Raw genomic sequence first — 9115 nt, 5'->3', positions numbered from 1 at the left:
GAACATGATCCCGCTGTTGAAGATCTTCTCCTTGACGGGATCCCATTCGGTGATGCCGCTGGCGATATAGACGCCGTGCTTGCGGCTGAGTTCCGCAAGCGCGGTGACGAACGGCCCGTCGGTCACGGTCTCCGCGAGTTCGCGGCAATGCTCGGCCGAATCGAACAGATAGCCGGTGTCCATGCATTCCGGGAACACGATCAGCTCGGCGCCCTGCCGCACCGCGTCCTCGACATACTTCGTGGCCAGCGCGATATTGTAGTCGAAATCTCCAAGCCGGGCGAGTGTCTGCACCGCGGCGGCGCGAAAACGGCGCTTCGTCATATCCATCTCCAGGTTGATCGGTTGTTCTGCTGTGTCAGATCCTGGCCGTCGGAACGGGACGGCAATCGGTTGCGTGGCAGGGCGTCACTTCTTCACCTCCTGCCAGAAGCGGTCGAGGCAATGGCGCTTCAGCGCCATGAAGCTTTCGCCGGTGGTGACCTCGAGGTTGCGCGGCCACGGCAGGTCGATATCGACGATCTCGGCCACCCTGGTCGGCCGCCGCGTCAGCAGCACCACCTTGTCGGCCAGTTCGATCGCCTCATCGAGATCGTGCGACACCAGCAGCATCGTGGTCTTGGTCTTCATGAAGATCTTCTGCAGCTGGGCGCGCATGAACATGGTCATCTCGTAGTCCAGCGCCGAGAACGGTTCGTCGAGGAACAGCACTTCCGGTTCGGTCACGAGGGCGCGAAGAATCGACACTGCCTGCTGCTGGCCGCCCGACAGCGTATAGGGATAGGCGTCGAGATCGATCCGGATCTCGAAATCGGCGAGCAGCTTTTCCACGCGGTCGCGGCGTTCCTTGCGCGGGATGCCCATCACCTTGAGCGGATAATGGATGTTGTCGATCGCCTTCAGCCAGGGGAACAGCGCCTCGCGGTAATTCTGGAAGACGTAGGAAACCCGCGTCTCGCTGATGAGCTGGCCGTCGTACAGGACTTCGCCGGCGTCCATCGGCATCAGGCCGGACACCATGTTGATCAGCGTGCTCTTGCCGCAGCCGTTCGGGCCGAAGATCGAAATGAAATGCCCGAGCGGCAGGTCGACGGCGAAATCGTCGTAGACCACGGCGTCGTTGAAGGTCTTGCGCAACCCGCGGATCGTCATCAGGGGCTGCCGCTTCGGCTTCGACGCGGCAGCCTGCGGCGCCTCTCCCGCGGCTGGCTCCATGGGCCTGATCGGCGCGATGTTGCTCTTGGCCATCTTCAGGTTCCGAGCTCGGCCTTGGTCAGCAGCTTGTCGCGCACGTTCAGCGGTCCGGCGAGCACGCCCTCCTTGATGAAGATATCGACCAGCGCCTGATACGACTTGATGTCGGTGTCGTTGAGATCCTTGAACCCGCGCAGATAGGGCTGCGCCAGCAGTTCGAGCTGGTCCGGCTTGATCGGGGTGTACTTCGGAATCGCCTCCTTGTACTTGGCGAAATCCGCATTGACGAGATCGGTGGCCTGATCGATCACCGCGACCACGCGCTTGGCGACATCGGGGCGATCCTTGAGAAACTTGGTCGTCATGACCGATGCGCCCGAATAGAACGGGTCGGCGATGACGCCGGCCACCGGATTGGTCATGGCGCGCTTGGCCTTGCCGGACGCCACCGCGATCGAGCCGACCGGCTCCAGCGACAGTGTCGCATCCACGGTGCCGCCGACCACCGCCGGCACCTGCATGGCGACCGCGAGATCGACGAGCTTGACGTCCTTGTCCGGATCGAGCCCCGCGGCCCGCACCATGTGCCGCGAGATGGTCCGCCACTGGATACCCGGCACGTGCCCCAGCGTCTTGCCCTTGAGGTCGGCGAAGGCCTTGATGGTGCTGTCCGGCTTGACGATCAGCCCGTCATTGATCCGGTTGACCGCGATGCCGCCGCCCTGCAGGCCGAAAATCTTGAGCTTTCCCGGAAACTTTGATTCCGCGATCATGGCGATGCCGGCGGCGGCGCCGGGCGGTCCGAAGTCGGCGCGTTCCGCGATCAGCGCGTCGATGATCTGGTTCGGCGATTCCATCTTGTTGGAGTCGATTTCGATGCAGGCCTTCTCGAACAGCTTTTCCTCGATCGCGACGTAATAGGCGGTGGTCTGCATGATCGGCAGCCAGGCCGCCGTCACCTTGTCCATCTTGTCGCAGGCGGCATAGGCGACGCCGGAGCCGGCGGACATGGCGGCCGCGACGGCGGCGGCGAACAGAACTGATTTTGACATCGCATTTACCCCTGGAAAGATGGTTGAAACAGCGGCGGTCATTTGCCCGACCAGTGGATGACGGAGCGTTCGAGGAAGAGCAGCAGCAAGTTGAGGCCGTATCCCATCGCGCCCGCCACCAGGATCGAGCCGTACATGTCGGTGAGCGAGTAGGAAATCTGCGCATCGATGATGCGATGGCCCATGCCGTCGGTGGCACCGATGAACATCTCGGCCACGATGATCACCACCAGCGCCAGCGAGACCGCGGTGCGAAGGCCAACGAAGGTTTGCGGCAGGGTTTCGAAGAAGATGACGTCGCGGAAGATGCGCAGTGACGATGCGCCCATCGACCGGGCGGCGAGAATGCGGGTCTGCCGGGCGTTCATCACGCCATAGGCGACGTTGAAGACGATCACCAGCCAGGCTGCGAACGCGGCAACCGCGATCTTGGCGAGATCGCCGAGTCCGAACAGCAGCAGGAACAGCGGAAACAGCGCGGTGGCGGGCGTCGAGCGGAAGAAATCGACGATGAACTCGACCGAGCGGTAGACCGCGGCCTTGGCGCCGAGCACGATTCCGATCGGCACGCCGGCGACGATGGCGATCACGATCGAGTATGCCACCCGCATCAGCGTCTGCGAAAAATCCCTGGTCATGCTGCCGGACCAGATGTTGGCGGCGGTATCGCGCAGCGTCTCGATCGGCGACGGCAGCAGATCCTTGTTGACCCATCCGCCTTTGGCCGCGAGCCACCAGACGGCGATCAGCAGGATCGGACCGACCGCGAGCTCCAGCGCGCGGCGGGATCCCCTGGTGTTCAATCTTGAAAGTGCAATGCGCATGTCGGCTCCGACCTTTCCGGTCAAGCAAACGGTGCCTGCGCATGTCAGCGCCCACGCCGTTTCGCCGCCCTCATCATTGCCGAACCGGACCTAAAGGAAATGCCGACTTGTGCAACGCACTGTGCATTTTTGCATATTTAAATCAGACAGATCACTGATCAATTTGCACTCATGCATGCACGTTTTATGGGCAGCATTTGCGGGGTGGCGAGGGAAAGTCTTCAAAACACTGGGGATTCGCGCAGGCCCCTTGCACGCGACGGATGTGCGATCGGTCTGGGCGATCAACAGGTTGCCCCGGGCGCCTGGCCCGGTTCAGGACACAACGGAAGGTCCCGCAGCCTCACCTGGCGAGTGAGGCCGCCCGCCGTCGGCGGCGTCGCCGCCCCATTGGCGGCCGACGGCTTAGAGCGCCGGCCTGGCCAGGACTTCGATATGAAGAAGGGATCGGATCATTTCCCTCCAGGTTAAGGAGGGAAAATCGTCAGCCCTCGAACTTGAAGGAGACCTTGAGCTTGGCGCGGTAGGCTTCGATCTTGCCCTTGGCGTCCAGTTGCATGTCGAGTTGCACCACTTCGGCGACGCGCAGATCGCGCAGGGTCTTGCCGGCCCTGTTGACGGCGGCGGCAGCGGCTTTTTCCCACGAATCCTTGCTGGTGCCGACCAGTTCAATGACCTTGTAGACGCTCTCAGCCATGTCGTCCTCCCGTTGTTGTCAGGCAGGACGCAGGTGCTCCTGCCGCGCGGGCAAGCCTATCATCGGGATACCAGCACCGAAAGGATGCGGCGCACCATTCCTGAAGCGCAGCACGCCGCGGATATCTCTCGTTGGACGACGGCGATCAGAATCCGCCCCAGTAGGGCGGGATGCCATAGTAGCGATGCAACTCGGTTTCCTGCGAGCGATCGCCCCAGTCGAAATCCTTGTCGGCGCGGAACGACGGCGCGCGCCGCAGTTCCTCGTCGTCGATGTCGAGCTGATAGGCCTCGAACCTCGGATTGTAACTCAGCCGCGCCCACGGCAGCGGCAGCAGGCTGGTTCCCATGCCGAGGAATCCGCCGAAGCCGAGGATGGCGTAGGACACCTTGCCGGTGATCTTGTCGATCATCAGCCGCTCGATGTGCCCGATCTTGTCGCCGTTGGGCCGCCGCACCGCCGTGCCTTCGACCCGGTCGCTGGCGATCAGATGGTGTGGTTTGGTCAAGACATCGCGCATCATCATCCCTCCCTGGGTTGATGAACGGGATCAACGCGATGTCCGTCGACCGGTTCCGTCAGGCCGCCAGCGCCTGCTCCGAATGCGACGCATCGTAGAAGGCCACCGCCTCGAATTTGTAGTCGCAAGCCTTGCAGTGCCAGAGATAGGAAATCCGCCGTGGACCGTTCTCGGTCCAGTCCGGCGCCGCGATCGGCGCGCCGCATTGGGCGCAGGGATTTTCACGGGGCAAATAGCCGAATTCTTTTCGGGCCATGCGCGTCTCCCTTGTGTCTTTTGGTGTTTGGCGTGTTGGGTATCGCACGCGAACTGGACAGGATGACTGCCGGATACGAACACTTGCGTGATCATAATGGCCGGCGCGGATTTCGTCTAATCACATTCGTCTAATCACAGCCTTGGTCAGCTCCCGCAGGATCGCCGATCAACGCCTTCAAACGACTTACCGCGCTGAAGCGAAACAAGCCTCTGACAAAAGCCGGGTTTTCGCCACATCGCCGCCCGGCGATTGCAACAATCCGGGCACTTAAACGTTCAATCCTGCAATCCCGCTTGTTCGAGGCCCCTTCCCGATGAAACGTTCATTGTCGCTCGCCTGGCTCGCCGCCATGGCCGCGCTGTCATTTACGCAAACCGCGGCGGCACAGCGCGCCGATTATGAGGCGATGGTCGCGACCCACGCCCGGGCCAACGGGGTGCCGGAAGCGCTGGTGCATCGCGTCATCGTGCGGGAAAGCAAGTACCGCGCGGACGTGGTCGGGCGCGGCGGCACCATCGGCCTGATGCAGATCAAGCTCGCGACCGCGCGCGGCATGGGCTACACCGGCGACGCCGACGGGCTGCGCGACCCCGACACCAATCTGACCTATGCGGTCAAATACCTCGCCGGCGCATATCGCGCGGCCAATGGCGACGCCGACCGCGCCGTCGGCTACTACGCCGCCGGCTATTACTTCGCGGCCAAGCGGCAGCGGCTGGCGGGCAGCGTGCACAATCGCGCCACCCAGGTCGACGGGGCCTGGGACGCCCGCGCCCAGGTTCCCCTGCCGCGAGTCCGTGCAAAGCCCTGACGCGCGCGTTGACACTCCCGGCCATCGGCCTACATTAGACCTGTTCCGAGGGGAGCTCCGATGAGGAGCTGAGATACCGCACGCTCCAAGCCTGGCCTTCAGGCGAGAGACCGCGGTGACCCTTTGAACCTGATCCGGGTCATGCCGGCGAAGGGACAGGGATGTACCAGAGTTCGAAGCCACAGCGCGGGCCGTTGCCCGCCGCAAACAGGGGAGATTCCCCGGTTTCCGTCATCGGTGCCGGCATTGCCGGCGCGTGGCAGGCGTTGCTGTTCGCGCAGGCCGGCCACGACGTCACGCTGCACGAGCGCAGCGACGCGGCGATGATGCTCTCCACCAGCCACTGGGCCGGCGGCATGCTGGCGCCGTGGTGCGAGAGCGAGATCGCCGAACCCGTGATCTCCAGGCTCGGCCTGCGCGCGCTCGACCTGTGGCGCCGCGAATTGCCGGACACCCCGTTCAACGGTTCGCTTGTCGTGGCGCACAGCCGCGACCGCAACGATTTCGAGCGTTTTGCCCGGCTCACCAAGGGCCACCAGCGGCTCGATGCGGCGGCGCTGGCCGCGCTCGAGCCCTCACTGGAGGGCCGTTTTCGCGACGCGCTGTTCTTCGCCGGCGAAGGCCATGTCGAGCCGCGCCGCGTGCTGCCGCAACTGCATGCGCGGATCGTCGCCGCCGGCGGCACCATCCGCTTCAACAGCGAGCCAGCGCCCGACGACCTCGACGGCATCGTGATCGACTGCCGCGGCCTCGCCGCGCGCGACACCCAGCCCGCGCTGCGCGGCGTCAAGGGCGAGTTGATCCTGATCGAGACCGGCGAGGTGCAGCTGGCGCGTCCGGTGCGGCTGATCCATCCGCGCTGGCCGCTCTATGTGATCCCGCGCGAGGACGGCAGGTTCATGCTGGGCGCCACCACGATCGAGGCCGAGGACACCGGCGTCAGCGTTCGCTCCGCGCTGGAACTGCTGGGCGCCGCCTATGCGGTGCATCCGGCGTTCGCCGAAGCGCGGATTCTGGAATTCGGCTCCGGCCTGCGCCCGGCATTTCCCGACAATTTGCCGCGCATCGCCGTGGATGCGCAGCGCATCGCGGTGAACGGACTCTATCGCCACGGTTTCCTGATCGCGCCGGCGCTGGCGGAACTGACGCTGGCCTATGTCGAGCGCGGCCAGATCGACAATGAGGTGATGCAATGCGCGTGATCGTCAACGGCGAGCCCCGGGAGATCAGCGCCAGTCGCGTCGACGCGCTGCTGAGCGAGCTGGACTATGAAGGCAGCCATTTCGCCATCGCATTGAATTACGACGTGCTGCCGAAGAGCAAATGGGCGGAGACGCCGCTGAACAGCGGCGACGAGATCGAGATCATCACGCCGCGGCAGGGAGGGTGATGGGATGATGAGCCGCAATCGCCCAATCGAAACGCCGCCGTCATCGCCCGGCTTGACCGGGCGACCCAGTACGCCGCGGCCTCCCGGTCGTCATTCCGGGGCGCGCGCCAGCGCGAACCCGGAATCTCGAGGAAGCAGATTCGCACCCAACGTCGGGATTCCGGATCGGTCCGCGATGCGGACCGTCCGGAATGACGGAGAGCATCCATGCTGAACTTCTACGGCAAGACCTTCGCCTCGCGGCTGCTGATCGGCAGCGCGCTGTATCCGTCGCCGGCGATCATGCAGAACGCGATCCGCGCCTCGGGCGCCGGCATCGTCACGGTGGCGCTGCGCCGCGAGGCCGCAGGCGGCAAGACCGGCGATGCGTTCTGGTCGCTGATCCGCGAGCTCGACGTCACGGTGCTGCCGAACACCGCGGGCTGCCGCAGCGTGCGCGAGGCGGTGACCACCGCGAAGCTGGCGCGCGAATTGTTCGGCACGCCCTGGATCAAGCTGGAAGTGATCGCCGACAACGACACGCTGCAGCCCGACGTCGTCGCGCTGGTCGAGGCCGCCGCTATTCTCATCAAGGACGGTTTCGAGGTATTTCCCTATTGCACCGAGGATCTCTCGGTCGCGATGCGGCTGGTCGATGCCGGCTGCAAGGTGGTGATGCCGTGGGCCGCGCCGATCGGCAGCGCCAAGGGCATCGTCAACCGCGACGCCCTGAAACTGCTGCGCGACCGGCTGCCCGACATCACGCTGGTGGTCGATGCCGGATTGGGCGCGCCGAGCCACGCCGCGCAGGCACTCGAACTCGGCTACGACGCCGTGCTCTTGAACACCGCCATCGCAAAGGCCGCGGACCCCGTCGCGATGGCCAACGCCTTCCGGCTCGGCGTCGAGGCTGGCCGCACGGCCTACGAGGCGGGCCTGATGGAAGCCCGCGATTTCGCCTCCCCTTCAACCCCTGTCGTTGGGACACCGTTCTGGCATGCCGTATCCTGACAAATTCTATCCCGTCGTCGACACCGTCGCCTGGGTGGCGCGGCTGGCGCTGCTCGGCGCCGGCACCATTCAACTGCGCGCCAAGGATCTCAACGATTCCGAAGCGCTGCAGATGGTCACCGACGCGCTCGAAGTCATCAAGGGCACGTCAGCCAAGCTGGTGGTCAACGACTACTGGCGCGCGGCGATCGTCGCCGGGGCCAAGCATCTGCATCTCGGCCAGGAGGATCTCGAAGGCGCCGACCTCGCCGCGATCCGCGAGGCCGGGCTGACGCTCGGGATCTCCACCCATGACGACGAGGAACTGGCCACCGCCTTGCGCGCCGAGCCGGATTACATCGCGCTCGGCCCGATCTTCCCGACCACGCTGAAATCGATGCGCTTCGCGCCGCAGGGCATTGCGAAAATCACCGAATGGAAAAAGCGCATCGGCGACATCCCGCTGGTGGCGATCGGCGGCATCAAGCTGGAACAGGCCGCGGAGATTTACGCCGCCGGCGCGGATTCGATCGCGGTCGTCAGCGACGTCACGCAGCATCCCGACCCCGACGCGCGGGTCCGCGCGTGGCTCGGGCTGAAGGTGGATGCGGCGTGACGATTGCAGCAAATACCGCTGTCATCGCCCGGCTTGACCGGGCGACCCAGTATTCCAGAGCCGGTCGCGGTCAACCGGGAAGCCGCGGCGTACTGGATCGCCCGGTCAAGCCGGGCGACGACACCTTTGTTGTGGCGGGCATCTTCGCTGCGCTCGCAATGACGGGAAAACCGCCCACGTCATTCCGGGGCGCGCGCAGCGCGAACTACGATGTGCAATCGTACATCGGAGAATCTCGCGCAACAATTTCCGGATTCCGGGTTCGATGCTTCGCATCGCCCCGGAATGACGGGGCCAACGATCAGAAATTCACAGGAGGATAGGCCATGAACATCCGCTCGAATCCCGACACCACGCTGCCCGCCGTCACCACCGGGCCGCTGCCGTCCTCGCGAAAGATCTTCGTGACGCCCGACGAGGCGCCGGACCTGCGCGTGCCCCTGCGCGAGATCATCCTGAGCAAGGGCGCCGGCGAGCCGGACCTGCCGGTCTACGACACCTCGGGCCCCTATACCGATCCAACTGTGACCATCGACGTCAACGCCGGGCTGTCTCGCGGCCGCATCGCATGGGTGAAAGAGCGCGGCGGCGTCGAGGAATATCAGGGCCGCGACATCAAGCCGGAAGACAATGGCAATGTCGGCGCGGCGCACGCCGCCAAATCCTTCACCGCGCATCACAGGCCGCTGCGCGGCGTCGGCGACCACATGATCACGCAACTGGAATTCGCCCGCGCCGGGATCATCACCAAGGAGATGATCTACGTCGCCACCCGCGAAAACC

General features: G+C 64.6%; 12 protein-coding genes, 1 pseudogene and 1 riboswitch. Of the genes and pseudogenes, 6 read left to right on the top strand and 7 right to left on the bottom strand.

All coding sequences use genetic code 11. The features are described 5' to 3' along the window. The 7 genes from Q8R73_RS17730 to Q8R73_RS17700 form a co-directional block, all read right to left on the bottom strand. On the bottom strand, positions 1-324 hold a 324-nt coding region (locus Q8R73_RS17730; protein ID WP_305720851.1), incomplete at its 3' end, for a carbon-nitrogen hydrolase family protein. A gap of 84 nt (positions 325-408) precedes the next feature. Next, positions 409-1248 carry an ABC transporter ATP-binding protein gene (locus tag Q8R73_RS17725; protein ID WP_305720850.1) on the bottom strand — a complete coding sequence of 280 codons (840 nt, stop codon included), beginning with the start codon at positions 1246-1248 and terminating at the stop codon, positions 409-411. Between the two features lie 2 nt (positions 1249-1250). After that, on the bottom strand, positions 1251-2246 hold the full coding sequence (locus tag Q8R73_RS17720; protein WP_305720849.1) for an ABC transporter substrate-binding protein: 996 nt from the start codon (positions 2244-2246) through the stop codon (positions 1251-1253). Positions 2247-2284: 38 nt separating this feature from the next. Next, complete coding sequence (locus tag Q8R73_RS17715) at positions 2285-3070, bottom strand: ABC transporter permease (protein ID WP_305720848.1); 786 nt, start codon at positions 3068-3070, stop codon at positions 2285-2287. A gap of 484 nt (positions 3071-3554) precedes the next feature. Beyond that, entirely contained in the window at positions 3555-3767 is a 213-nt protein-coding gene (locus tag Q8R73_RS17710) for a dodecin family protein (protein ID WP_305720847.1), read from the bottom strand. 145 nt (positions 3768-3912) lie between these two features. Then, positions 3913-4287 carry a PRC-barrel domain-containing protein gene (locus Q8R73_RS17705; protein WP_371126122.1) on the bottom strand — a complete coding sequence of 125 codons (375 nt, stop codon included), beginning with the start codon at positions 4285-4287 and terminating at the stop codon, positions 3913-3915. A gap of 58 nt (positions 4288-4345) precedes the next feature. Continuing rightward, a complete protein-coding gene (locus Q8R73_RS17700; RefSeq protein WP_305720845.1) occupies positions 4346-4543 on the bottom strand; it encodes a hypothetical protein in 198 nt (65 codons plus the stop codon). Positions 4544-4859: 316 nt separating this feature from the next. Between Q8R73_RS17700 and Q8R73_RS17695 the strand changes: the two genes are divergently transcribed. The 6 genes and pseudogenes from Q8R73_RS17695 to Q8R73_RS17670 all read left to right on the top strand — a co-directional run. Then, complete coding sequence (locus tag Q8R73_RS17695) at positions 4860-5357, top strand: lytic transglycosylase domain-containing protein (protein ID WP_305720844.1); 498 nt, start codon at positions 4860-4862, stop codon at positions 5355-5357. A gap of 38 nt (positions 5358-5395) precedes the next feature. After that, positions 5396-5531: riboswitch (TPP riboswitch) on the top strand. Beyond that, entirely contained in the window at positions 5519-6559 is a 1041-nt protein-coding gene (locus tag Q8R73_RS17690) for an FAD-dependent oxidoreductase (protein ID WP_305720843.1), read from the top strand. (Overlaps the previous riboswitch by 13 nt.) Then, the gene (gene thiS / locus Q8R73_RS17685) at positions 6550-6747 is read left to right on the top strand and encodes a sulfur carrier protein ThiS (protein WP_305720842.1); all 198 of its coding nucleotides are present in this window, start codon (positions 6550-6552) and stop codon (positions 6745-6747) included. The genes Q8R73_RS17690 and thiS overlap by 10 nt, the downstream gene beginning before the upstream one ends. Positions 6748-6954: 207 nt before the next feature. Next, positions 6955-7737, top strand: a complete 783-nt coding sequence (locus Q8R73_RS17680) for a thiazole synthase (RefSeq protein WP_305720841.1) — start codon at positions 6955-6957, stop codon at positions 7735-7737. After that, on the top strand, positions 7724-8332 hold the full coding sequence (locus Q8R73_RS17675) for a thiamine phosphate synthase (RefSeq protein ID WP_305720840.1): 609 nt from the start codon (positions 7724-7726) through the stop codon (positions 8330-8332). The genes Q8R73_RS17680 and Q8R73_RS17675 overlap by 14 nt, the downstream gene beginning before the upstream one ends. 326 nt (positions 8333-8658) lie before the next feature. Beyond that, a pseudogene (locus Q8R73_RS17670) lies at positions 8659-9115 on the top strand (phosphomethylpyrimidine synthase); the annotation flags it as partial.

It is taken from the genome of Bradyrhizobium sp., from assembly GCF_030697065.1.
GTDB lineage: Bacteria > Pseudomonadota > Alphaproteobacteria > Rhizobiales > Xanthobacteraceae > Bradyrhizobium.
Note: the sequence above shows the minus strand (reverse complement) of the source record. Positions and strands in the feature narration are given on the sequence as shown.

Excerpts from the sequence above, each read along its gene's own strand:
- thiS (WP_305720842.1), top strand. The coding sequence starts at position 6,550 with ATGCGCGTGATCGTCAACGGCGAGCCCCGGGAGATCAGCGCCAGTCGC.
- Q8R73_RS17715 (WP_305720848.1), bottom strand. The coding sequence starts at position 3,070 with ATGCGCATTGCACTTTCAAGATTGAACACCAGGGGATCCCGCCGCGCG.
- Q8R73_RS17695 (WP_305720844.1), top strand. The coding sequence starts at position 4,860 with ATGAAACGTTCATTGTCGCTCGCCTGGCTCGCCGCCATGGCCGCGCTG.
- Q8R73_RS17700 (WP_305720845.1), bottom strand. The coding sequence starts at position 4,543 with ATGGCCCGAAAAGAATTCGGCTATTTGCCCCGTGAAAATCCCTGCGCC.
- Q8R73_RS17675 (WP_305720840.1), top strand. The coding sequence starts at position 7,724 with ATGCCGTATCCTGACAAATTCTATCCCGTCGTCGACACCGTCGCCTGG.
- Q8R73_RS17720 (WP_305720849.1), bottom strand. The coding sequence starts at position 2,246 with ATGTCAAAATCAGTTCTGTTCGCCGCCGCCGTCGCGGCCGCCATGTCC.
- Q8R73_RS17705 (WP_371126122.1), bottom strand. The coding sequence starts at position 4,287 with ATGCGCGATGTCTTGACCAAACCACACCATCTGATCGCCAGCGACCGG.
- Q8R73_RS17710 (WP_305720847.1), bottom strand. The coding sequence starts at position 3,767 with ATGGCTGAGAGCGTCTACAAGGTCATTGAACTGGTCGGCACCAGCAAG.
- Q8R73_RS17725 (WP_305720850.1), bottom strand. The coding sequence starts at position 1,248 with ATGGCCAAGAGCAACATCGCGCCGATCAGGCCCATGGAGCCAGCCGCG.
- Q8R73_RS17680 (WP_305720841.1), top strand. The coding sequence starts at position 6,955 with ATGCTGAACTTCTACGGCAAGACCTTCGCCTCGCGGCTGCTGATCGGC.
- Q8R73_RS17690 (WP_305720843.1), top strand. The coding sequence starts at position 5,519 with ATGTACCAGAGTTCGAAGCCACAGCGCGGGCCGTTGCCCGCCGCAAAC.